At 47.1% G+C, this 23887-nt stretch carries 17 protein-coding genes; 3 read left to right on the forward strand and 14 right to left on the reverse strand.

The window, feature by feature from the left end; translation table 11 throughout:
• Positions 1–96: 96 nt before the first annotated feature.
• Both ACVBEJ_RS13845 and ACVBEJ_RS13850 read right to left on the reverse strand, forming a co-directional pair.
• A complete protein-coding gene (locus ACVBEJ_RS13845; protein ID WP_447130230.1) occupies positions 97–9306 on the reverse strand; it encodes an Ig-like domain-containing protein in 9210 nt (3069 codons plus the stop codon).
• Between the two features lie 383 nt (positions 9307–9689).
• Positions 9690–9863, reverse strand: a complete 174-nt coding sequence (locus ACVBEJ_RS13850; protein ID WP_447130231.1) for a hypothetical protein — start codon at positions 9861–9863, stop codon at positions 9690–9692.
• Positions 9864–10193: 330 nt separating this feature from the next.
• On the opposite strand from ACVBEJ_RS13850, the gene ACVBEJ_RS13855 reads away from it, so the two are divergent.
• Positions 10194–10505, forward strand: a complete 312-nt coding sequence (locus ACVBEJ_RS13855) for a hypothetical protein (RefSeq protein WP_447130232.1) — start codon at positions 10194–10196, stop codon at positions 10503–10505.
• A gap of 115 nt (positions 10506–10620) precedes the next feature.
• On the opposite strand, the gene ACVBEJ_RS13860 is transcribed toward ACVBEJ_RS13855, so the two are convergent.
• The 3 genes from ACVBEJ_RS13860 to ACVBEJ_RS13870 form a co-directional block, all read right to left on the reverse strand.
• Positions 10621–12225: an amidohydrolase family protein gene (locus ACVBEJ_RS13860; RefSeq protein WP_447130233.1), complete on the reverse strand. Its 1605-nt coding sequence runs from the start codon at positions 12223–12225 to the stop codon at positions 10621–10623.
• A 442-nt stretch (positions 12226–12667) separates the two neighbouring features.
• Positions 12668–13960, reverse strand: coding sequence for a hypothetical protein (locus ACVBEJ_RS13865; protein ID WP_447130234.1), 1293 nt, complete (start codon positions 13958–13960; stop codon positions 12668–12670).
• Position 13961: 1 nt separating this feature from the next.
• Positions 13962–14357 carry a hypothetical protein gene (locus tag ACVBEJ_RS13870; RefSeq protein ID WP_447130235.1) on the reverse strand — a complete coding sequence of 132 codons (396 nt, stop codon included), beginning with the start codon at positions 14355–14357 and terminating at the stop codon, positions 13962–13964.
• Positions 14358–14603: 246 nt separating this feature from the next.
• Between ACVBEJ_RS13870 and ACVBEJ_RS13875 the strand changes: the two genes are divergently transcribed.
• Entirely contained in the window at positions 14604–14816 is a 213-nt protein-coding gene (locus tag ACVBEJ_RS13875; protein WP_447130246.1) for a helix-turn-helix domain-containing protein, read from the forward strand.
• 22 nt (positions 14817–14838) lie between these two features.
• On the opposite strand, the gene ACVBEJ_RS13880 is transcribed toward ACVBEJ_RS13875, so the two are convergent.
• The 4 genes from ACVBEJ_RS13880 to bcp all read right to left on the reverse strand — a co-directional run bounded on the left by ACVBEJ_RS13880 (position 14839) and on the right by bcp (position 18683).
• Positions 14839–16083, reverse strand: a complete 1245-nt coding sequence (locus tag ACVBEJ_RS13880; protein WP_447130236.1) for a phage integrase — start codon at positions 16081–16083, stop codon at positions 14839–14841.
• Positions 16084–16334: 251 nt separating this feature from the next.
• Positions 16335–17693, reverse strand: a complete 1359-nt coding sequence (locus ACVBEJ_RS13885; RefSeq protein WP_447130237.1) for an alanine/glycine:cation symporter family protein — start codon at positions 17691–17693, stop codon at positions 16335–16337.
• A gap of 77 nt (positions 17694–17770) precedes the next feature.
• Positions 17771–18103 carry a preprotein translocase subunit YajC gene (yajC, locus tag ACVBEJ_RS13890; RefSeq protein WP_447130238.1) on the reverse strand — a complete coding sequence of 111 codons (333 nt, stop codon included), beginning with the start codon at positions 18101–18103 and terminating at the stop codon, positions 17771–17773.
• Positions 18104–18206: 103 nt separating this feature from the next.
• A complete protein-coding gene (gene bcp, locus ACVBEJ_RS13895; protein WP_447130239.1) occupies positions 18207–18683 on the reverse strand; it encodes a thioredoxin-dependent thiol peroxidase in 477 nt (158 codons plus the stop codon).
• Between the two features lie 106 nt (positions 18684–18789).
• Between bcp and ACVBEJ_RS13900 the strand changes: the two genes are divergently transcribed.
• Entirely contained in the window at positions 18790–19002 is a 213-nt protein-coding gene (locus ACVBEJ_RS13900) for a hypothetical protein (protein ID WP_447130240.1), read from the forward strand.
• Between the two features lie 363 nt (positions 19003–19365).
• On the opposite strand, the gene sdhD is transcribed toward ACVBEJ_RS13900, so the two are convergent.
• The 5 genes from sdhD to ACVBEJ_RS13925 all read right to left on the reverse strand — a co-directional run bounded on the left by sdhD (position 19366) and on the right by ACVBEJ_RS13925 (position 23672).
• The gene (gene sdhD, locus ACVBEJ_RS13905) at positions 19366–19698 is read right to left on the reverse strand and encodes a succinate dehydrogenase, hydrophobic membrane anchor protein (RefSeq protein WP_447130241.1); all 333 of its coding nucleotides are present in this window, start codon (positions 19696–19698) and stop codon (positions 19366–19368) included.
• The gene (gene sdhC, locus ACVBEJ_RS13910) at positions 19689–20069 is read right to left on the reverse strand and encodes a succinate dehydrogenase, cytochrome b556 subunit (protein WP_447130242.1); all 381 of its coding nucleotides are present in this window, start codon (positions 20067–20069) and stop codon (positions 19689–19691) included. The genes sdhD and sdhC overlap by 10 nt, the downstream gene beginning before the upstream one ends.
• Before the next feature lie 596 nt (positions 20070–20665).
• A complete protein-coding gene (locus ACVBEJ_RS13915) occupies positions 20666–21181 on the reverse strand; it encodes a hypothetical protein (RefSeq protein ID WP_447130243.1) in 516 nt (171 codons plus the stop codon).
• Positions 21182–21240: 59 nt separating this feature from the next.
• Complete coding sequence (locus ACVBEJ_RS13920) at positions 21241–22104, reverse strand: phage integrase N-terminal domain-containing protein (protein WP_447130244.1); 864 nt, start codon at positions 22102–22104, stop codon at positions 21241–21243.
• Positions 22105–23345: 1241 nt separating this feature from the next.
• A complete protein-coding gene (locus tag ACVBEJ_RS13925; protein ID WP_447130245.1) occupies positions 23346–23672 on the reverse strand; it encodes a hypothetical protein in 327 nt (108 codons plus the stop codon).
• Positions 23673–23887 lie beyond the last annotated feature (215 nt).

The following is a 23887-nucleotide window of genomic DNA, read 5'->3' on the forward strand; positions in this document are numbered from 1 at the left end:
CCACGTCTATCACTCCTGGTTACTCCTGCTTCGGATGAAGTCAGGAAGGGGTTATACGTGGGTCAAAATTCGATGCAAATATGGGGGGTTAGTGGGTCAATTTTGGATGCAATCTAACAAGCTAGCCGCGTAGAGGTAATTCGAACTACTTACATCAGACTTATTTTCAATGTTACCAAAATTATCGTAGCGTACCGTTATTGGCGTACCTCCATTAACACGATAGTCAACAAGACGATTCAATCCATCGTAATTAAAGCTTTCACGCAAGGTTGTTGAGTTTCCAGGCAACACCTGTTCACGATAATCCAAATTGCCCACATTATCCCAAACATATGTTAAATCCTGACGATTTCCAAGCGATGCAGAACTAGTATGTGTGTTTATATGGCTCAAACGTCCTGTATTTGGCTCATAATCACGAGTAGTCCACAAGCCATTGCCAAATGCCGTCCTTACAACATTGTTACGAGCATCCATCTCATCAATAGTCTGGTATATTTCGAATGGCGTGCCATCACTATTTCTCTGAGTCGATGTAATCTGCGATAGATAACCATAGCTATTGTAATGATTTTCGATACCCTGTTGACCCAAAGCACTGGCAAAACCAAGTCCTTCGACCCCACCGACTGGATCATTTGCTGCATCGGTAATGTACTTCTGTCGACTATATGCATCGTAATAAATGTTCTCCGTATACATACGGCTATTGTTATTATCTAAGACAGTGGCTTTAATTATTGACCGACCATATTGATCATACTCAAGCACTTGCTGATAAGCATTGGAACCATTTATATAGCTACGAGCAACCAAATTACCGACCGAACCTTGTGAGTCGTCATCCTCATCATAATCCCATGTCGCAGACCCAACAATTGCACCACCATGACTTCGATCAAAACGATTGATCATTCGCCCTAATAGGTCGTATTCAATCTCTGTAATCTGCCCTTTACCGTCAGTCTCGGTTTTCAGTTCATTAAATCCATTATAGGTATAACTCCAGGTCCCCTTGTCAGGATCCTCCATACGTATTTTTCGACCAAGCTCATCGTGAACTATTTTTGTAACATAGCCCTCACTTTTCATGTAACTCATATTTCCGAGAGCATCATAATCGTAATGAATTTGACCACCAGAATGATCCGTAATGCCAACTATATCGCCGAGAGCATTTCGTAATTCTATCTTGGTTAAACCCGAAGAAAAGTTCTTAGTTGGCGCAGTGGTTACAGCAGTTGTCAACCCATAATATTCCGTCTTTGTCTCACCTCGACCAGGTTCTACTACACTTGTCACACGATCCAATGTATCGTACTCAAAGACTGTATAAACTGGGTTATTCGATATATAAGGTTCGCTTTTTCTTTTTACACGCCCTATTTCATCGTAGATGGTATCTACTTTTGACCACTCACCGCTAAAGCTCTTATTCGCAGTACGAACTTCTCGTTCCAGAATGTCGTAGCAAACAATACTCTCGCCTCCACCAGCAGTAAGCACTTTACTGTAGTAAGCACTACCTGTAGGACAAAGAGAAGAAAGGTTAGACTTGCTTCGAGTACTAATTGTGAAACTACCATCCGCTCGATATTGCAAATATTGATGACCAAAGTCTGTATAACGGATTGATGTTGAAACATTGTTAACATCAAGACTTTCAGTAGGCCGACCCAAACCATCTCGATCAGTGATCGTTATCTTGTGCCCTAGCGCATTCTCCTTCTCTCTAAGGAAACGTCCCAACTGCTCATATTCATTGGAATTCGAACGACTTGTACCGCCACTTGCTACGCTCTCCGTGACAGTAATACTCTCTTCTTGTCCGTAGCTATTGTAAGTGTTTGTCGTCGTGACATTTAAGCCGGCTAAATTTTCTGCCAATACCCGAGTGGCCAACAAACCTTCAGAGTTATAGCCCATCGCGGTTGTCAATGTAGTTTCTAAATCAGTATTCTCAGAATCTGCTCGAGCCAAAAACAAACGCTCGAATTTAACCGTTTTTCGGCTTGGCAAACTACGCCATCTGGCCAAAGCGTCATTACTGAAATTAGCATCAGGCTCATCCAATCGATTATCGAAAGTCAAAGTAGTTGTTACACTAAAACTATCGCCTTGACCGATTCCACCACTTTCATCTGTTGTTGTAACAATAGACTGAACTGTATTACCGAAACCATCCAAAGTGTTCTCGGTGACTTGCCTGGTAATTAAGTCTCCAGCATTAATATCAGCACCTCCAGCAAGGCTAAAGGTATCTAAAGTACTTCTATGCAGATAAGGATAGTAAAGCCCTTGCCCAACTTGAGGGACAGAACCGGACCACTCTATGTGCTCATTCCCATCATTCCAGTTCCAAATTTTAAGCTGCCAAATATTGTCCGTTCTGTTCAATAGCAAATTGTCACTATAACGCCGAACCTCAGTTCGCTCTGGGCGGCCAACAAATGGGAAATCTTGTCGATACCAATTAGTAGTACTGATATCTGCATCGTGGTCAACAACTCTCTGACTTTCAAACCCAAGAAAACCTCTCCCCATAGCTTGGAGTTTTGCCTCTGAATAGTAGTAGCTTTTCGTTCTTTGATTAGAAGCATCATCAGTTGGTGATGACATGGAGACATCTGTAACTACATACACGCCTTCCTTTAGCTCCAACACTGGGTCTTGTATACCATCGCCATTTACATCCTTGCCAAGGCTTTGAAGAGAGTTCAAAAGCGCCCACGGCCCATTCAGCGCTGAGTAAAATGAATCTTTATCTTGCTGAGAGTTCCCCGCTTCCAGCCGGGAATAGTGATCTGTATTAGAAAGAGTTTCATAGGTAACATCTGTGACAGAACCTAATCCATTCGTAATCTTGTAAACTTTATCTGTTTCGATATCTTGAGGCGTCGAAAGATAGATTTCCCCTTTACCTCTCGGATGAAAATACACAAAATCATTAATCCCATCTGCGTTCATGTCCTGAAATTGTCTTTCAACAAACTCATCTTCAGAAAGAGAAACGCCAGACAACTGATTATTGAATGTTATAGAAGAATCGAATTTGCCTAGCTCTTTATTAAAATAATTTACTTTTAAATCACTAGATCCTTTTCTGTAACTGACCAAATCTTGATAGCCATCTTCATTTACATCTGCCAGCCGATACCTATGATCTGAAAACCATTCAGCTGAGCCATTGGAGTCTAGAACTTGCTCTTCATCATCAGAAAAATGAGCAATTAACTGATAGCTTGTTGGCCCAGTAAAATTAGGATCTCCACCGACTAAAGGGGCAACTTTTATATTATCTAGAGAACCATCTCCGTTAATATCTCCAAGCAAATCAATATAAGATTCATAAGGCAGATTCCAATAAGTATATTGCTCAACTGTACCATCTGGTTGAAAAACACTACCCACGTGAACACCCAGTGGAGCCGGATGTCCCGGAGGCAAATCCAATTGACTCCCATTATCATATAATCCTATTAATTCTCTTCTATTTTCATCAATAAACAAGCGCTGATAGATTCGATAAAAATATTGGACATTGATCGGATTAAATAGCGTGCCTCCACGACGAAGGTTGGAGCCTACCATCGAGTAAACAATTTCTGGTCGCCCATCAAAATCTGTGTCATCAAAAGATTCAAATGTAAAGGAATCGCTCCCGTATACAAAACTTCCTAATGGTATGTCGACATTTTCAACATTACCAAAATAATAAAACTTGGGAGAACTTATACCTTCAGAAGGGTCTTTCTGTAGATATGCTATCGAAACTCTTGCTTCATGTTGAGATGCCCCCTGGGAATGCCATACTGCGTCAGACAAACCATCAGTATTGAAATCTGCAAACAATATATCTGGATTATTTGGCAGGCTTAGATTCACAAAATCTTCGTCTGTACTTAAAGCCCACTCTCCGTTCTGCTGTGGCTCAGATAGAAACACTTTCCATTCAGAGTCACAATAAAGAAAAACATCAAACCTACCATCTGCATTATAGTCAGCAACCCTCAACTGAAACTCTGCTGCCTCAGCACCAATTTGATCAAGATTATGACGCTCCAAAACAGTAACGCTCGACCAACCATTTGGCCCTGATATTGCGTAATTTAGCGATTTAGAACGATAGGTTCCATTAGCAAAGCCACCATATTCTTGAATCCAAACTATATCTCTAAGCCCATCGCCATTAATATCAGCAAATTCATGCGATCTAGCAGTGCTTTTATAATTAGCAACTTCGTCAACGTGAAAATCAAATTCGTGAGAGAGTGTATAACTATTACGCTCATGTTGCCGCCAGTCAAATGTAGTTGCAGGCAGGCAATCTTCTCCCAGGCATTCAGAAATTGAAGTCAATCTAGTTAAATCATTTACCGAGTCATTATCTGACATATACTCGATTTGATAATTTCTAAGCTCTGAAAATGCCCCAGAGCTATCTTTACTCCCATAACTGACGATATTTGATAATCGTTTCGTAATAGTCATGGAATATAGATCGGCAACACGAACCCGTATAGGATCGGACCGATCTTCATTCTCGTAGTTAAATTCCACATACGCACGATAGCTATTTAGATTTGAATTATCAGAAAATGCGTAATTGATTCGATTAATTCGATGCCCTGTATCATTGCTACCTACATATAGATAGTCGAGCAAATTTCCTGAAGTATCTTGGCGGGTATTAACTGACCACGTTAGAATTTGATCACTACTCCCCAATACAATTTCAGAATTATGATTACCAGCACCTCCATAGGTAACGATACTTCCATCACGATATTTAGCAGTAAAGTAATCCGGACCATTTCCTCTTTGACCGTGGGCTGTAATTTTAATAAATCGATCAATTTCTGTTCTATATTCAGAACCATCTGCACCATACTGCCCACTCACTAAGATTAATCTTTGACCATCAAGGCTAAAGCGATCCTCGTTATTTAAATTAACTTTTTTGAACTCCCCGTCTTGCTGTAAAGTTTGTCGGGCGCGAGTTATCTGAGACAGACCACCAATTCCCCAGCCGATACCCAGAGGGCCATTACCTGCTTGACTGGAATATTGCAGTGACAGTTGCGGCGCTAAACCACCGCTTCCCGGGGCAGTCATGATTGGCACCTTATATGTTGCAGCACCACTAGCGTTTACAGAGAATTCACCCTGTAAGGTTCCAGTGACATCTGTGTCATCAATATCCGATTGAGACACAACAGGCATCTGAGCTCGTTCTTCACTGGATAATTCAAGAGGCAATGCGCTTAGAACACTCACTGCAACATTTGCAGTACCTGTATCACCTCTATCATCACTAACGGTGTAGCTAAAGCTGGTAGCACCAATAAATGCTGCATCAGGTGTAAATGTAACCGCTGCTCCAGTGATGGCCACTGAACCATTGGCAGGTTGAGTGACACTGCTAATTGTCAGCACACTACCTTCTGGATCACTATCGTTACCCAAAACATTAATAACAATTGGAGTGCCTATCTGCACAGAAACAGTATCATTAACAGCAATCGGCGGCTGATTGGGAAGAACATCAAAAGATTCTTCGTCGTATCGGGTACAGGCTTGCTCACCAAAAGCTGTTACACAGGTACGAACTCGTACAGTATAAGAGCCCTCCGCCAAACTACCCAACACCGCAGTACGATTTTGAGCATCGAAAGAAACTGGAGCAAAGCTACCGCCACTAGGTTGCAGCTCAACCTCATAGTCACCCGAACTCCCCCCAGTGATATGCCAAATTACCGTTGTTACCCCTGCACTTTGGTCAACCACAACAGACGGAGGGGTAGGCACACGAATTACATTTAATGTTTGTGATGGGTCGCTGTATTCACTGCACACATTGGCGTTACAGGCTCGCACACGATAGCGGTATTGCCCTGTCGGCAATCCGTCAAAGGTTAAGTGCGAACCTGACGTTGTCGGTATATCTGTACCCACATTACCTTGAGAGTCCTGTAGGGTTGTTAGTATCCAGCTACCACCATCTTTGCTATGCTCAACGTTGTACCAAGTCGCACCTTCAACACTATTCCAAGACAGGCTAATGGACTCGATGCTATTAAAGCTCGGCACTTGAAGCACCCCTTCCACTGTGGCAAAGCTAGGCACAGGTAGCGGATCAGGGTTAACCACTGTGGCGTTCGCCGCTGTCCGAAAACTAGAACAAGTGGTGTTACTACCAACAACATTACAAGCTCTGACTCGATAGAGATAAGTGCCTAACTCCAGATTTTCCAGTAGCTCTGTTCGAGCTGAATCAGAGTAAACCTGAGTCCAGTTTCCACCGTCTTTTTGCTGCTCTAATTCATAGCGAGTAACAGAACCGGAGGAAGCGCCCCAATTGATAGTGTGACTGGTATAACTGCTAGTGGGCGCAGAGATTGATGCCGGCACACCAGGTGCAATTGCTACATCAACTTTCTTGACTGTTGTGTAGGCTGAACTACCAGAGCCACTGTTCGCACGAACTTGATATTCGTAAACACCGCTGGTTACCGTTTCTGCTTTGCTGGTTGCATTTACAGGAGACAGAGCAACATTGCTCCAGCTCCCACCGTTCACGCGGCGTTGGAGCGTGTAGCTGGAGGCACCTGTAGAAGCTGACCATGTCACAGTAAAAGAGCCGTCATCGTCACTGGCAGGTACCGTAAAATTCGTGGGTGTTGTCGGTTTTGATACGGTCAATGTGCTGGAGGTACGCCAGCTCGAACAGCTCGTAAAACTGCCAATAACCGTGCAGGCCCGCACACGATACTTGTAACTGCCAGTGGCTATACCATTGAAAGATTTAGAGGTAACGTTTCCAACAGGGCTATCTGTCCACGTACCGCTGCCAATTTGCTGCTGAAGCTCATAGTCCGTTGCACCGCTGACTGAACTCCAGTTGACATCATAGCTGCCACTGTAATTACTGCTTGGCACAGTAATGGAGGCTGGCGTGCCAGGCGGCAGAACTACTATTACCTGAGCAAACGCTGATGAACTTGACCCGACTGCCGTGGTGGCTACCAACTCATAACCGTATGCACCCGGAGGCAATACACCTCCGTAGTTGTACGCATTGGTGATGTCGTAGTCCTGTGCTGCGGTAGAAGTGCCGTTGTATATCACGACCGGAGGCATCCCGGTGTTTACCAGGTCGTAGCGGAATAGCGTGAACGTAGCACCGCTTACTGCGCCCCAATTCAAAATAATCGGCTGTCCAACTAAAGTGCCTTCAGGTGCCGTAAATCCTGACGGTGTTGGTGGGAGTGACACAGTAGCAACGCCAGACTCCACATAGGCACTGCAACTGGTGTAGCTGCCTGTTGTCTTACACGCTCTGACTTGATATTCGTAGGTGCCTGCAGACAGTCCGGTATACGCTTTACTGAGGTTTAAACCGTTATATGCGCTGCTCCAACTACCGCCATTAATGCGTTTATTCAGGTCATAGCTGGTGACTGAGCCACTGGCCGCCCCCCAGCTCACTGTGTGGCTACCCGTGTAATTACTGGCTGGAGTGCTGATAGAAGATGGCACACCCGGTTTTATAGCCACCTGGGTAGTGTCCACAGAGCTATAAGCAGAACACCCTGCGGTACTACACGCTCTCACTCGATAACCGTAGATGGCGCTGCCCAAGCCGGATTCACTGCGGCTGGTACTGGTGGTGTTATCCGCTATGGTAGTCCAGCTACCGCCGTTGGTTTGGCGCTGCAGATCATAGTGCGCGGCCCCACTCACACTACTCCAGGCAACAGAATAAGCACCATTATTATCATTGGTGGGTGCATTGGGTGCACTTGGCGCTGTTGGCGCAGTAACAACGGTATTGCTGGAATAACGCCAAGCCGAACAACTGGTGTAACTACCGGTGGTTTTACAAGCCCTGACAGCATATTGATGCGAACCCACCGCTTGGCTGGAAAATGCCTTGCTGGTGGCTGTACCGTCGTAGCCGCTGCTCCAGGTGCCACCATTCAGCCGCTTGTTGAGATCGTACTTGGTAATTGAGCCGGTGGCCGTTCCCCAACTGACGGTGTAGCTTCCGGTATAACTGGTGGCAGGATTGCTGATCGAGGATGGCACCCCTGGTGTGATGGCCACATCCGTTTTCTTGATGGAGGTGTAGCCAGAACAACCAGCTCCACTACAAGCTCGTACTCGATACTCGTAACTGGCGTTACCCAGTCCAGACTGCGCTTCACTTCGGCCATTGTCGTTATGAATACGTGACCAGCTACCGCCGTTGGTGCGACGCCAAAGCTCATAGCGCGTGGCACCGGTAGAGGCGCTCCAACTGACGGTATACGCACCATTGTTGTCGCTTGTCGGTACGGTAAAGGTGCCCGGTGTTGACGGTTTAGCAACAGAGAACGCACCGGAGGTACGCCAAGAAGAACAGGTATTCAGACTGCCAACCACTTTACAGGCACGCACACGGTATTTATAGCCACCTACCGCCACACTGCTAAAAGCTTTGGAGGTGGTGTTACCCACCGGGCTGTCCGTCCAGCTACCACTGCCAATCTGCTGCTGCAATTCATAATCTGTGGCACCACTGGCCGACCCCCAACTGACGGTATAACTGCCGCTGTAGTTGGTGCTGGTTGGAACTGTAATTGAGGAAGGCGTTGGAGGAGGCGTCACAATCTGGGTAACACCAGAAGCGGGTGAGCTAGACCCTGAGGCTGTAAAAGCTACCAGCGTATAACCATAAGATCCAGGCGGCAGCAAACCACCAAAATTGTACAAATTAGTTGTATCGTAATCCGCTACACTGGTGCCAGTCCCGTTGTAAACCAACGCCGGGGGCAAACTGGGATTTTGAAGGTCATATCGAATTATTCCATAGACAGTAGCCCCACTCACTGAACTCCAACTCAGTGGAACAGGCTGTCCGATATTCACAGCAGCAGGAACATTGAACGTTGATGGAGCCGGTGGTGCGGTAATACTTGCAACTGAGGATATGCGATAAGCGGAGCACACCTCCGAGCTACCCACGGTTTTACAAGCCTTCACTCGATAAGTGTATGAACCAATGGTCAGACCGGATAGTGCTTTTGAGCGGCTAGTTCCAGAGTATTTTTGTACCCAGCTGCCACTATCCTTTTTCTGCTCCAGAATGTATTTGGTGGCACCACTGGATGCTCCCCAGCTGGCGGTATGACTGCCACTGCTGGTGCTTGCGGGCGAAACCGAAATGGAAGACGGAACCGGAGGTGGCGTTGAAACGGTAACGCTAAATGCGTCTTGAGTTTGATGATAGCCAGAATACTGCCCATAGATCACCGCAATCATTACGTAGTTGTATGTTCCAGCACTCTTTCCGGTAACAGGTACCGGAAGCCCGCCAGATGTCACTGCAATCGGCAAACCGGCTTGATTTAACAGCGGTGTCGAATTGCCGGATTCAGCGATAGCCAGATTAAGCACAGTGTCTGACTGAGAATAACTGTGCGTGGGAATTACATATCCCGTCAGCATGTAATTTCCGTCCGAATCCGAGGCCGGCCCCGTCAAACCCGTTTGGTGGTAGGGCGTTTGATCCGCCTGACCTACCCCGCTTCCAGCCAACATCAAGCCAGCCAGACAGGCACGACTTAAGTTGCTGAACATTGATTTAGTAAAGCGATGAGTCAGACGGGAGCAGTTCATAGCAGTTTTCCTGGCGTAAAAACAATTCAGCCCGCACCAATTGAGGAGCGGGCTGACGGTGTCATCAATAATTTTGTGTGAGAACGAGCAGTTTTAATTTTTGCTCGCAAAAAGCCTTCATCGACGGCATTTCCAGCAGTCAATAGCGTTGCACCAAAATACCCCGGTGCATTATGCGCACTGAGCTCAAATCCAGCCATTGAGGCGATTTCAGCTCAGTGAGAGATTTTTTTGTTGTTTGTAATTCGAGGAACACCCATTACGGGCGAATTGACAGGCAAGGCATAACACAACGAATTCTTTAACAGACATCCTTTACTACCCTATGAATCTCATTTACTTATTGATTATTTTTGTTTCCTTACGCCTCAGCATCCATTTGATCCTTGAGACGAGACTCGAAATATAGAAAAGCAGCAAATGTGCTGTCAAGATTTTTTTGGCAAATCACAGGTTGATTTTTATTAAACTCTTGGGTTAGCGTAGCGCCACATCAACAAGGACTCTCTACACAACAAAAGGGTAATATTATGACATTCGCTCGCTTACTAAGCGGTCTTGCATTCGCTGCAGTCACCACTATATCAATGGCCGCAGAAGATACTCCCCCACAACCACAACCGGATCCAACATTGAAGGCCTACCTCGATTGCATCAATACTGAGGCCCAGAAACAAACCTCACAAGGCAACGACAAAATCAGTAGTGCACAAATTGTGATTGACGCTTGCGCTGTACAAAAGCAAGCCTTGCTGACCGCCATCAATCAAAGTGTGGCTAATCAAATGATCGTTCAAGTTGAGAAACACCTGAAAGATCGAGAGCAGAGCAATCAGCCATAATTCTGTATAATTTATGAACATCTAATAACACTAAACAGGGTTATTATATAGCCCTGTTTAGTGCTATTTGAGCACGGCTGTACACAGGACAGTCAACGGGATAAAGAAAAATATACTAGTAATCCATGTTATAGAACTTCAAGGCATTTGCGTAAAATAGCTTATGCAATGCTTCCGGTGATCTACTGACAGCAAGCAATTGGTCGTATGCCATGGACGGGTATTCGCGCCAATTGCCCTCTTTGGCCGTCATCAGCCAGTCGGTGCCAAACATAACCCGGTCGATGGCTTGTTCGCCATTGCCGATGTCGGTTTGCAGCAGGTTCCAGAGTTTTAAAGCCTCGGCTTTGTTTTCCAGGCCTTCCCAGTATCCAAGGTCGGCGTAGAGCCCTTTGTGGAACCTCATGTACTTGATTAACTGTTTTGTCCATAATTTACAGCGATTTTTTGAGTTGTAGCCAAAGTGACCTACGTTGAGCTTCAGATCGGGAAAATCGCGCAGTACTCGATGCCATTCAATAGGAGCAACGGTTTTCAGATACTCCGGTTTGGTAGCCAAACTGCACATACCGTGTGTCATTACTGGTTTTTGGTTTTTTTCGCAGTAATCGTACATATCCTTCAGTGCGTCATCGAGCTTTCCTGGGTCAGGGTGGTGTGATGGACGAGACGGTCTGCTGGCATCGCTGTTTCCCAGTGGGAAAAAGCCGACCGTTGGATACAGCTTGATGCCTTTAAAAGTCTTCAACCCTAAGGCACTTTTAATCAGATCGGTATAGGTCTGCCCTTCCTTCTCTAAGGTCGCTGTCCACGGGTTGTAAGACACAAGATTAAAGATACGGTAGTCCTGGGTTTTCGCGATCAGGTCATAGAGCAAGATTTGATCGCCAATGGGCGAATAGGCTTCTTCGCAGCCATCCACCCAACGATTAAAGTCCACCAAGGCACCGGCTGCGCCGACAATGTGTAAGGGCTTTTTGTCATTCCGGTATGCCTTAAAATATCGGTCAATGTTGTGAAAGCGGTAGGAAAGCATATACGTCATAAACTCAAAGATGGAAAGCGTGACGGTCATTCTGGCTTGTTGAGTCGATGTCAGAGCATTTATCTTGTTTTCTAGCTGCTGTTCTCCCCTGCCGATGCTTTGCAGTATCAGGGCTTGGTTAATGGGGTAGTCGCTGGTTGTAATACCAACTTCGTTCAGCAAGTTCTCATAAGCCTCTCTGAATTCCGGATGCTTTCTGGCGTAATCTTCGATGGCCGTACCGATTTTTTCCTCATCTTTTTCCCGGCCATCCTTGATTGTAGCGGGCTTATCTTCCTTACTGAGCTTAGACAGTTCGTCCTGTAGTGCGAAGAGTTTCTTGTACTCCTTCTCAGCACAAGGGGCTTTGATTCGGGCGACAATGTCGATGGCTTTGCCAACCAATTTCCAGAAAATCCCGAATGTAGAGTTGGGATCAAATTCATTAGCCACCGGGCCAGACACATAGCCACCTGCCTGCATATCCGTGGCATTGAAAAAATGGCCGTGGACATCAAAACACTTCACCTTTGATTGATTGATCTCATACAGGCCTTCCGGAGCCAGGAAGCCCGTAATCTTTATGTCCTTTCTGACCCGAATCGGACCAGAGGTGCAACAAACGCAGCCACTCAACAGCCCCAGGGTAGAAGTGGCCAGCAATTTACAACCTTGTCTGCGGGTAATATCAATCATGTCCTTATCTCCGGGTTATGTTCTTATTTATTGCCTGGGAATCTTTTGCAAATGGTTAGGTATCGGGTTGGTTCACGATAGATAGCAGTGAGCTATCCGAGAACGGACGAGTTGGCGGTAGGTGATTTGAATGAAAGGCATTGCCATTCATGGCCTTTGTCCTTGTTCCACACTGGAACCTTGTGAGTCTGTTATTTTTGGGTACTTATAAGATGTAGCACAGGAAAACCTCGCCTGCTTGATTTTCTTGGGTTTTCTGTGCCAATTGATGTTTGTTAGTGATCCTGCTGAATGGCCTATCTTTCACAGTATTCGCATTGGCATACAGCACTTACGGTTTTTTTCATTAGCGAATGAAAACACCGCCCTCCTCCACTCTGGGGGTTGCCACCGAAGTCTATTGACTACCTATTGTCCAGATAGCCAACAGACCACTTCTTTATTAAGAGTCTTTTTTGTTGTTTTTGCCGGATTTCTTTTTCAGTGCCTTTAAAAACTCCGCTTCCAGCTTTTCCATATCATCGTAGTTTTTTTCGGATTTTTTCAGTGTTTGGAAGCACTCATAGCAGTCATCAACGACTTTTGGCACCAGGCCGAGTAAGTATTGATCGTATGCTTTGGTGTAGTTCTCTACTTCTCCCTGAAAAAGGTGTAAGCGGCCCTGTAATGCTGGCGGCATATTGATATAGTTGCAGCGTTTCTTGGTAACATCCGCCCATTGCTGAAAGCGCGCTTTTGCTTCCTGGTCTGAAAGATTGTCTCCGGTGATTGCTTTTTCAACGTGAATCTCAGTGTAGCGGCAAATTAGCATCATCATGTGAAACAGCAATCCACTGAGAAGACACAGATGTTCTGCGGGTGATTCTATTTTCAGGAAGGGGTGATAGGCCTGTGGGGCATTCCAGGTGAGCAGGTAGGCAAACAAATCCATGTCTGCTTCTGAGTCGCCGTCCAATTCCAGGAACTCTTTGCTCAGGTGATGCCCCAGTTCATGGCCTATTGCATAAACGTCTACGATATTGGCGTAGGCCGTGAGATCGTTCATTTTGTCGGTGCCTGTTAGCCAGGGGGCTTGGGTGGTCAGAGCACTGATATTTGCCATACACTGATTAGCGAGTGCCGGAATAAACACTTGCTTACAGCCGTGTTCGTCACCGACGGCCTTGGCAATGATGGGGTGCCAATGACTGGCTGCTTTTTCGGCGTATGAATCAAGTTCCGGGATGGGGCCACTTTGTTGGCCAAAAACGGGCAATGAAAACCGGCCACTCAGGGAGCCAAGCAAGCCTTTTACAGCGGATTGCACATTGTCATTCCAGCCGATAGGCACCAGGATGATATTCAATTCTTTGTAGAGGAGGCACCTCGGAATCGCTGAATAACAGCCATACTGTACCGTTTGTTTGATACAGAGGTTTTTAAAGATCGGGGAGGGTTGTTTTTCTTTAGGTACTGACAGCCAGAAAGGAATCAACAGATCCAGCAGGGTCAATTGCAGGTAGGCTTCGTTGGAAAAGAAGTAGGAATCGCGTTCTATGGCCCATTGATAGTCGTGCATGGCAAAGAACTCTGGGCAGGCCTGCATTCGGTCTTTGATGCCGTTGATGGCGTTATCGTAAACGCTGTCCAGCCAGCTTTCCTGAATCATCCAATCCCGAAAGCCCTTTCTGACCACCAGGTCGTCACTGTCGTTGGCGGCCTCCAGCCAGATCTTTTGCAGTTTCTCTGGCGTCATATCAGTCCTTCCACTCAGCGTCACAGAGCATCATCAGGCCAAGCTGGGTAGCCAGTACCGCCATAGCCACATAGTCGATACCTTCAAATCCATCGTCCACAAGTTTACCGGCCACCATCATGGACAGTTCGATGGCTGTAGCTTTTTTGGGGTCTTCCACAAATGAGCGGATTTTCTTATCCCGGCAGACGATTCGGGTGATGTCGGCTTTGCGGCGAGCAAAGGCTTTTTTGGCGGCTTTGATCAGGGAGCGGCCTGTAGCAGCTTCGCCCATGCTTTTACCAAGGATTTCGTAGAGCTGATCGTCCGTTGGATTGGTGGCGAGTATTTGCTGTATTCGTTGCCTATCGGCTTCGGGGAGGTGTTCGGCGTAGGGAATGGCAGCATGCTGTGTCATGGGGTGTCCTTTATCGAAATCTACAGTGGTTCGGCCAGTTTTTGATGATTGCTTTCGATACTACAGCGGTCTGAATAACGGGGGCAATGGTGTTTCGTGAATGGCCGGTTTAAAGCCTGTGATCTGGCTCGGGCCAGGGATATCTGCCTAAGCTTATTCCCACTTCGTTAAGTATCGTATTGATCTCAATCCTTCGAAAAACTCACTATCTGCTGAGACAAATTGATTATTATCAGCAAGAGAAATATGACAAGCAGAAGGTTGAATTCTGAGGAAGCCGCCAAGTACCTTGGATTCACAGCAAATACCATGAGATGGTCTAGGAGCATCGGTAAACTTGCTGGTGTCGAACATCCCAGATACAAAAAGATCGGTCGTAAAGTATCCTATGATCTGGAGTCGCTCGATGAGTGGCTGGCACAATTCAAAGAGCAGACCAATACCGCTCAAGACGTTTAAAGGATATCCCAACCTCCGACTACTAACTATCCAACAGCGCCACCGCCGCAGTTTTGTGTTCCTCAGCTAGGTGGGCGTATCTCAATGTCATTTCGATACTGGTGTGGCCCAGCAGCTCACGAACCGTATTCAGGTCTACGCCTTTCATCACTAACTGGCTGGCAAAATGATGGCGGCAGTCGTGAAAACGAAAGTTATCAATTTCAGCGCCCCTTATCAGTCCGTGCCAAGATTTTTTAATATTGTCCATCGGGCCTTTTGTGATGGGGCTGGGGAATACCAGACTGCTAGCGTCCCCCTGTTTACTCCACTTAGTCAGTACTGCATTCGCTTCCTTGTTCAGTGGAATATGGCGTGTTTGACCCGTTTTGGCATTCCCGCCCTCGACAGTAACAATCTTCCGTTCCAGATCCACATCGCCCCAACTCAAGTGAAACAATTCACCGCGCCGCATGCCAGTATTAATCGCCAGAAGAACCATCGGCGTCAGATGGTCTGAGTAGTCAGTAGAAGAAATTTCTGACAACAGACTGTAGTTGCGTTGTTTCCGCCACTTGTTGGCCTGCTCTCTTTCCTTACGCTTGGTATTGTCTCGCTCGCGAAGGGCCTGTCTAAGCCTTGATTCCTCCTGGTCATTCAGAAAGCGGATCCGCCCAGCCTTGTCCAGTTTAATGGGTTTTAGATCTGAGATGGGATTGGCTTCAATAATGCCCCACTCCACCGCTCTATTGAGCGCGGCTTTCAAGGTGCTGATATCACGATTGACACTTGCATGGGAGATACCACTTTTCAATCGAGCCGTCCGCCACTTGGCTATAAGGCCAACGTCCAGATCAAGTAACTGCTTGTCAAAATAGCGACCGAAATTAGCCTTTAGCGATGCGAGTAGCTGCTCTCCTGTCTTTCGCTCCGTAAGCAAGTAGGTTTCATAATGCGAGGTAATGAAACCTTTCAGCGTCGAAGAGCGTTCGAGTAGAGCCTGACGTTTTAAGCGCTTTTTCTCTTCTTGAACATCCACGCCCGACGCCACAAGGCCCATTTTACTGCGGGCAAGCTCTCGGGCTTTATCGAGGGTGATTTGGCCATAGCGACCAAGGGTATAGGTAACATCTTTGTCGTCGGGGGAAATATAGCGCAGAGAATAAGTAATTAACCCCTTGGGGGATACTCTGACATGAAAGCCGGGTTGTTGAGTGTCCCAAACCCGGTAAGTTTTGCCATTTGCGCCCAATTGCTTGAGTAGCATCTTGGTTAAATTGACTTTCATTGATTCGCCTCTAAGCGAAACTTTACACAGTATTTACACAGATTTTAACTTGTACCTCCATATCTGCACAACCCCCAGCAGTCAAAAATACAACTATAACTATTTGATTTTAAATGCTTTATTTGTTTGTGAGCGTTAGTTGGGAAAAGTATGTGTTAGGTCAAAAATCCCCTTCGGGACGAGGGGGTCGGAGGTTCGAATCCTCTCACTCCGACCAGACAAACCTCTGTATGTGTAAATACAGGGGTTTTTTATTGCCCTCTGCTGAGTGTTTGGGCGTCCCCAACAAAGTATTCACTCGCCAGTTTGAAAATCAACGGGCTCAGCAGCAACAGCGCAATCAGGTTCGGGAACGCCATCAAGCCATTGAATATCCCGGTCAGCTTCCACACTGTACTCAACTCCATCAGCGCTCCCAGGGGAATTACCGCCACCCAATACAGCTGAAACCAGAGGATGGATTTTGGCCCAAACAAGTATTCGACACAGCGCTCAGAGTAATAGGCCCAACCCAGCATGGTGGTAAACGCAAACAGCAGCAATCCACAGGTAAGGATATAGGCGCCACCGGGGAGGTTGTTGGAAAACGCCAGGCTCGTCATCACCGCACCTTCAGCCCCGCTGGTCCACACGCCGGATACAATCAATACCAGTCCGGTGATAGTGCACACCATCAAGGTATCTATAAACGTACCCAGCATGGCAATAACTCCCTGCCTCACCGGGTCATCTGTTTTAGCCGCCGCGTGCGCAATGGGAGCGCTGCCCTGCCCCGCCTCGTTGGATAACAGGCCTCGCTCTACACCGTACTGCACTGCAATTTTGGTGGCAGCCCCGGCAAACCCGCCCGCAGCGGCTGTGGGCGCAAAGGCACTTTCAAAAACCAGTGCAACGGCAGCGGGTATCTCGGGAGCATGCATCAATAAAATGACAACCCCTGCAACAATGTAAGTAATTGCCATAAAGGGCACCAGAGCTCCTGCCACATGAGCGATGCGCTTAACTCCGCCGATAATCACCATGCCCACTAACAGCACCAGAACGGTAGAGGTAATCACAGGGCTGATAGAAAAAGTGGATTCCACCGCTTTGGCAATGGAGTTGGCCTGGATCATATTGCCAGTGCCGGTGCCACCAAATCCGCAAAACACGGCAAACATAACCGCCAGCCAACCCCAGCGTTTACCGAGACCGTTGCGGATGTAATACATAGGGCCGCCCAGGTGACGACCATCCGCTTCCACTTCCCGGTAGCGAACCGCCAGCACCGCCTCGGCAAACTTGGTGGCCATACCCACCAAGCCAGTCATCCACATCCAGAACAAGGCACCGGGGCCGCCGACGCCAATAGCTGTTGCTACCCCGGCAATGTTACCAGTGCCGATGGTGGCAGAAAGGGATGTCATAAGGGCATTAAAAGGGCTGATATCCCCCTCACCGTCACTTCGGCGCCCTTTAAACAGTTGGCGGAAGGCGTAACCCAGCTTGCGCAGAGACAGAAACTTCAAGCCTGCGGTCAGGTAAAGGCCGGTGCCCAGTAACAGGAACATCATTACGTAGCCCCAAACCCAGCTGTTGATCTGGTCAACCCAAATGCCAAATTGCTCCATTGCTGCCCTCGCCTTTTACGCAGAATTCAGTATTGCAGATAAAGTAAAAGCCGCACCAGGCGGCTTTATGAAGTAGATCAGATTTTTTGGATGGTGCCTTTGGGGAGCACAGCGTGAACCGCCGCTTTCTGGAACGTCATATCCACACCCTCGGCCACTTCGATAACCACGTAGATATCATCCACTTTTTTGATGGTTCCCAGCATACCGCTGGTCATCGCCACCTCATCACCCTTACCCAATGCTGACACCAATGCCTGGTGCTCTTTCTGACGTTTGCGCTGAGGGCGAATGATCAGGAACCAGAAAATCAGGAACATACCGCCGAACAACAACAGTGTGCTCATCGGATTGCCTTGGGGAGCGGGAGCGCTCTCGGCCGCTTGAACAGTGGGAATCAACCAGGACATACAATTACTCTCTTTTCTTTAACGGTGAAAATACAAATGGTGGAAAACCGTGCACTTTAGCGGTTTCGCGGCTGCGCCTCAATGGTGTTAATCGACATTAGTGTTAATCGAGATTCTCATTGAGCCATGCCAGAAGGTCTTCGTGGTGAGTCTTGGTTTTGAATTTGTCCATGATGTGTTTGAGGCGGCCATCCTTGCCTATGATGTAGGTGGTACGCAAAATACCGTCGAACTCTTTGCCCATAAATTTCTTAGGCCCCCAGGCACCGTATTTGTCGGCAATGGCGTGGTCTTCATCAGATAGCAGATCGAAGTTCAGCTCGTCCCGTTCTATAAATTTTTGCAAGCGCTTCACCGGGTCCGGGCTGACTCCCAGCACAACCACCTCCAGTTTATGCAAATCTTTTTGGTTATCCCGAATACCGCCGGCTTGTACGGTGCATCCCGGCGTCATGGCCTTGGGGTAAAAATAAAGGACGACGTTTTTTTGATCGCGGAAGTCTTTTAAAGCAACCTTTTCGCCATTTTGGTTTAACAGGGAAAAAGCTGGCGCCATATTGCCAATTTTGGGGTGTGCCATCTGAATGCTCCTCAAAAGGGGTGGTCAACAAAGCCCGAAGTCTATAACAAAAAACCGCGCTGCTGGGTTACAATTCAGCAATTAAACAGCGCCTTGGGAGTGATCAATGAATCTTGAGTACTATGTAATTCGTGGCCGCGGTGACGGTGGCAGCAAATTTCAATTGGCCCGGTTGGAGGATGACAGCGGCAACAACTACAAGGGCGAATACGATATGGCCCGCCACTTTGCCTCGGAAGATGAAATGAAAAGCTATATTGCCGACGAGGTAGTAAAAAAACCTTTGGCTGAACTCAACATCAAAGCCATGGATATCTAACTCCGCTTTAAGACCCAACAAAAAAGCCGACCCAATGGGTCGGCTTTTTTGTTGGGTCTTAGGGGGTGTTAACAATTAATGAGCCGCTACTGCTGGAGTTCATTTTTTGCTCCAGTAAGGCAGAGGGAGTGCCGTGTAGTCATTCTACATAAGCGACCGATAACGCAGCTGGGGCGACTTTCGTTTAAAAGTAAGTGAGCCCAGCCCTCCGGGTTGTCCCTGAAAAGGCGTCATCCTGCGTTATTCGTCGCTACTCCCCATTATAGAGAGGGGAGCGACCAAACCGCACTCCTCATGCCTTGACTGACGCCTTTTCAGGGACAGCAGTAGTGACTCATTAATTGTTAACACCCCCTAGCCAGGCTATTTGAACAGCAGCATTAATCCACACCCCAGGTAAGTCAGGCTTACCACAACAGCCACTGTGGTTAGCAAATTCTTGGGGATGTGTAGCTTCTTGCGGTAATCACCTTCTATTTGCCAGCCAGCCAGTATGGAGTTAAAGCAGGCAAACAACAGTGTAAGGCCAGCGTAAATCTGGAATACCTGGCCGGCAAACAGGGCCGACAGGGATTCGTGGCTCAACTCATTACTGACCAATACTTTGATCATCACAATGCCGAATACCACCACCAGGGCGTTGCTCAAGCGTTGGAACAACCACTGGCGAGTACCATTTCCGCTTATCAGGCCCATATCATCACCCCCGCAGCAATACTGATAACCACGCCACCTAAAATGGCAACCCAAGAAATGGCCTTACCACCCTGAAAGTCTTCAAACAAACCAAAGTCCTGAATGATGTGCTTGATGGTGCCCATGCAGTAGTAACCAAAGGCTGTGAGCAGGCCCCAGGCAACAATTTGCGCCAACAGGCTTTCTTTCAGCAGAGTGACCAGTGCTTCAAAGCTCTCTTTCGAGCCCAGGGCCAAGGCCAGTGCCATCAACAAAAAGCCTATGCCCACCCAGCTGATAACGGCACATACACGGTGCAAAATAGACGCAATAGCGGTAATCGGAAACGATACGGTTCCCAGATCAAGGTTTACAGGTCGACTGTTATTCATACTTTATCCTCGTACCCCCACACTGCTTGAAGGGAATGTTCACAAGCGGCATGCATTCTACCAATGAGTAGAGCGGATGGACAGTCATATAACCACCCCTTTAGTAGCAATTCTTTTTAGCTTAGAAAGCGGTTTGGCACACTGGCATTCTGGTTATTTTCAAATAGCGAGATTTTTTAACTGCCAGAAAATAAAAAACCCCTGCAGTCAAAGACATACAGAGGATTTCGGTCTTTCAAAAGAAAGTGGTGGAGCCTAGCGGGATCGAACCGCTGACCTCAACACTGCCAGCGCCTTTTTTAGTGACCTAAATTCTTTAAAATCAATTAGTTATTGTGATTCGAGTGTGCACATTTTGATCAATAATTAAGCATTTTCGGCATATTAGGCATGTTGTGGGCACACTATTGGCACACAGAAATTTATTGGTTGATAGTTAATTTGACCCGGCTCATGGAGGATCGCAGCCGCTTGCGGCGAGAAGTCCTTGAACCGGGTGATTTTGATACCCTTGGATATGGGTTGCAGTTCACCTGCAACCCTGCTCCCGGCGAGGGTGGGATGGCCCAGCGGCCAGGGCGAAGCCCTAAGAGCGCCTATTTCGATTGATCTGGCATCCAGCGTTTACCATCAAATCTCCAAGCCATGCATTGAAGAATATCCTTCCTGCCTAGATATTCCTGAACTCTTTTAATTGATGCGACTGATTGCAATTTTACAGGCCGATATCGGCAATACAGGTTTGACTCACGTTCTTTCAATATGATTTGCGTAGTCTGGCCGCTAATTCCGCCTGTATGAAATACCACGACTGCCAGCTTGTTCGTGATACCGGCAAACTGCAATTGCGACGATGGAACACCTTCCCGGATGACACAACCAGAGCTCCAATCTTCTCCATAAGCTGCCATAGTGAATGTCGGCGGGCGTATTGGTAGTAGTTCCTGAATGTCAGCGGGCAAGTTATCCGGTTGGTGGATTAGCTCAAAAAAGCCCTCATTTTTGATAGCCGTTTCCAGCTCTGTAACCCAGTCTTGAGCAATAACAGCCGGAGAAAAGGTAAACATTAAAGCGATTAAGTAAGCAGATAAGTGGCCAACCTTGTAAAACATCTTGATATCCCTTCAACCATTTTGCATAAGTATAGAGAGGTGCCACTGTTTTTACACTCTCAACCCAGGTAATTGGCCGTGATCTCTATTCTTTCATGGCCCAGCAACTTTGAGACAGTAAGCCGCGTCTGTCTGTCGATTTCCTGTTGTTCAGGGACTAGCTGTTGCTTTGCCGGGCCACCACAGACAGGAGCTGGCCAGCCGGTCAGCTCCATGTATTTCGCTTGAGCGTAAGCGTGGCGCAGACCGTGCAGCTTGTGAAAGCCCGCCTTGGCGGTTTGTTTCTCGTAACGCCGCATTTGCTGGACGTAGGTTAAGTGCCGGGGAATCAACGAGCCTTTGCCCGCCAGTTGATGAACACGGTTCAATACATCTCTTTGCTGCTGGTTTTCAATAGGGATGTTTCTGGCTTTACCCCCTTTGCACCAAGTGGCTTTGAGTATGATGTGGTCGTTCTGGTCAGCGTAGCTGGGCATAAATTTGATGCTTTCTTCCCGTCGCAGACCAAACGCCGCTTGTAGCTCAAGACTAATTTTTATGTGTGGGTCGTCAATCCGACTCAGCCGTTGCTGGTCAAGGCTTTGCGCCTTCGATTTCACGGCTTTGTGTTGAATGGGCTGTATACCATAGTGACTGTTTGAACGGGCCACTACCTGGTGGCGACCTATCTTGTTGGCCCACCAGCGCAAGTAGGACAGGCGGTTTTTGAGGGTACGGGGATTGATGCCTTCTTGCTGGTACTGTTTGACCAGCGCATCCACATGCTTTTGCTTCAGAGAGCGGGCTTTCATGCATCTAAAACCCAGCTTGTGTAAGTCATTGGCCATTTTTTGGAGATTGGCTTCACGGGTGGAGCGGGTGCTGTAGCTGCCGTCCCGGTTGGTTTTGCACAGTTGTTTTAGTTCGTAATTCAGTTTTTGCATCTTGTGGTATCTAGCGTTGTGTTAGATACCGGATTTTGATGGCTGTCGGAAAACAGGCCAGTGGTTCGCATTCGTTGGCTTTGGAAAGTTTAGGGGAATTGGCCGGATGCTTGAAAAAACGTCCGTTACTAACGGTCTTGGGCCAACGAGTGATCAATCACTCAATGCGTATTCCATTGGATTTTAGGTAAAAAAGGCGAACTTGGTTTTGCCATTGTCTTTCGGTACTGACGGACTGTTATCCGATAGCAACGACCGTTACTAACGGTCGTGACGACTCAGTAACGGTGGTGTCGTCCGTTACTAACGGTTGTAACCATTCAGTAACGGACAGATGCTCACAAGCAGCGTTTCAGTACAACGGTCATGGTTGAGGTCAGATTCGTTTTTTCTGGCTTGTGCTTGCTCCTGGCAATGTCTTGTCTGGGGCGGTTAGCAGAGGATCGGTAACGCACAACACCAAAGCGGTGTTCAATCATTCGGTGAGTGTTAATAGTCCAGTGCGGCAATGAACCGCAAAGTGCGCAAGATAAAGACTATTGCGCCGTTGACTGAGGGACACCACTCCCTAAAAACCTGAATGTGGATGATTACCGTCTGGCGTTATCCCTAAAATGGGATAGTCGCCAAAGTTGTTCAAACCATTCAACCGTTTGTACTCGATATTGCTGTTTTCCTCCTGTGTGGGCGTAGTACCTTCAAAGGTTTGTACCACGGTGGGCGGTGCTTGTGCCGGTGGGCAATGCAACCAAAAGCCTCGAAAGGCGCTGTGCTACTGAGAGTGCAGTAGCCACACTTCGGAATTCGTTTTTGGCAGTCAAAGATTATTCAATCTATCCTTATTTACCTTGATGCAAATTGTGCAAAAAAACGGAACGAAATACTGACGTAATTCGTTCATCACTTTCAGAAAGATACCTCTAGCCCAGTCATTGCGCGGCGTGGCCGCCGCGTCACTACTCCGAAAAAACCGAAGCAGTGACGCGGCTATGTGTGGGTTGCAGCAGGATTTGTCGTGTATTGATTGGAAGGGTGAGCTTTTGGTTTATTCGCTCTCAGGGCTCCGCCCTGGCCGCTGGGCCACCCCGCCCTCGCCGGTAGCAGGGTGCATGCTAGCATGCACCCAAAGACAGGCTATTGAAAACCCTGCCAGTCAAGCAGTTCTCCCCGCAAGCGGCTGCGCTCCTCCTGGACAGCCAGGATTCAAGAAAAGATTTTGGTAATATGTAGAAGAAAATCTATTACTTCTTTTCAGGGTTGTTCGTTTGGGCAGTAGCCTCTCTTCCTTTTAAATGGTATTCAATTTGACGTAATTGGTTGAGTGCAGTTTCTCTCGGCAAACTATCTAGTACCGCTTGCCGTTGCTTAGAGCATGCCTCCAGTATTTTAGTCGCATCTGTAATTTGGTTGTTGTTTTCTCGTTTAGAGTCTTTAGTGTGCTGATTCAAACAATCTAAGTACCTTCCTAGAGCAGAGTTATCCTCTGCATTTGATTTAATTGGTATGAGTAGAAAGCAGAAAAGCATAGCTAAAGCAGTAAAGTGTTTCTGTTTGAAAAAAATACCCATCAGTCTCTCCTGTTTGATGCGCTAGGGACTTGAACCTTGCACCATATATCACAGCGGGTTATGTAATGACAAGAAATCAGAGGAAGATTAAGATAATTTAGGGAACATCTGATTAATTGATAAAGCAGCGCCAATTTCTGCAATTCAAAAATTCAGGTGCTCGTTTTCTCCAAATTTTGCGCAAATAACTCGATATTTACACATTTGTTTGCTTT

Source organism: Porticoccus sp. GXU_MW_L64 (genome assembly GCF_052983295.1).

Excerpts from the sequence above, each read along its gene's own strand:
- ACVBEJ_RS13860 (WP_447130233.1), bottom strand. The coding sequence starts at position 12,225 with ATGATTGATATTACCCGCAGACAAGGTTGTAAATTGCTGGCCACTTCT.
- bcp (WP_447130239.1), bottom strand. The coding sequence starts at position 18,683 with ATGGCACACCCCAAAATTGGCAATATGGCGCCAGCTTTTTCCCTGTTA.
- ACVBEJ_RS13850 (WP_447130231.1), bottom strand. The coding sequence starts at position 9,863 with ATGGCTGGATTTGAGCTCAGTGCGCATAATGCACCGGGGTATTTTGGT.
- ACVBEJ_RS13845 (WP_447130230.1), bottom strand. The coding sequence starts at position 9,306 with ATGATTGCGGTGATCTATGGGCAGTATTCTGGCTATCATCAAACTCAA.
- ACVBEJ_RS13915 (WP_447130243.1), bottom strand. The coding sequence starts at position 21,181 with ATGTTTTACAAGGTTGGCCACTTATCTGCTTACTTAATCGCTTTAATG.
- ACVBEJ_RS13855 (WP_447130232.1), top strand. The coding sequence starts at position 10,194 with ATGACATTCGCTCGCTTACTAAGCGGTCTTGCATTCGCTGCAGTCACC.
- ACVBEJ_RS13900 (WP_447130240.1), top strand. The coding sequence starts at position 18,790 with ATGAATCTTGAGTACTATGTAATTCGTGGCCGCGGTGACGGTGGCAGC.
- ACVBEJ_RS13920 (WP_447130244.1), bottom strand. The coding sequence starts at position 22,104 with ATGCAAAAACTGAATTACGAACTAAAACAACTGTGCAAAACCAACCGG.
- ACVBEJ_RS13865 (WP_447130234.1), bottom strand. The coding sequence starts at position 13,960 with ATGACGCCAGAGAAACTGCAAAAGATCTGGCTGGAGGCCGCCAACGAC.
- ACVBEJ_RS13880 (WP_447130236.1), bottom strand. The coding sequence starts at position 16,083 with ATGAAAGTCAATTTAACCAAGATGCTACTCAAGCAATTGGGCGCAAAT.
- yajC (WP_447130238.1), bottom strand. The coding sequence starts at position 18,103 with ATGTCCTGGTTGATTCCCACTGTTCAAGCGGCCGAGAGCGCTCCCGCT.
- ACVBEJ_RS13925 (WP_447130245.1), bottom strand. The coding sequence starts at position 23,672 with ATGGGTATTTTTTTCAAACAGAAACACTTTACTGCTTTAGCTATGCTT.
- ACVBEJ_RS13870 (WP_447130235.1), bottom strand. The coding sequence starts at position 14,357 with ATGACACAGCATGCTGCCATTCCCTACGCCGAACACCTCCCCGAAGCC.
- sdhD (WP_447130241.1), bottom strand. The coding sequence starts at position 19,698 with ATGGGCCTGATAAGCGGAAATGGTACTCGCCAGTGGTTGTTCCAACGC.
- sdhC (WP_447130242.1), bottom strand. The coding sequence starts at position 20,069 with ATGAATAACAGTCGACCTGTAAACCTTGATCTGGGAACCGTATCGTTT.
- ACVBEJ_RS13875 (WP_447130246.1), top strand. The coding sequence starts at position 14,604 with ATGACAAGCAGAAGGTTGAATTCTGAGGAAGCCGCCAAGTACCTTGGA.
- ACVBEJ_RS13885 (WP_447130237.1), bottom strand. The coding sequence starts at position 17,693 with ATGGAGCAATTTGGCATTTGGGTTGACCAGATCAACAGCTGGGTTTGG.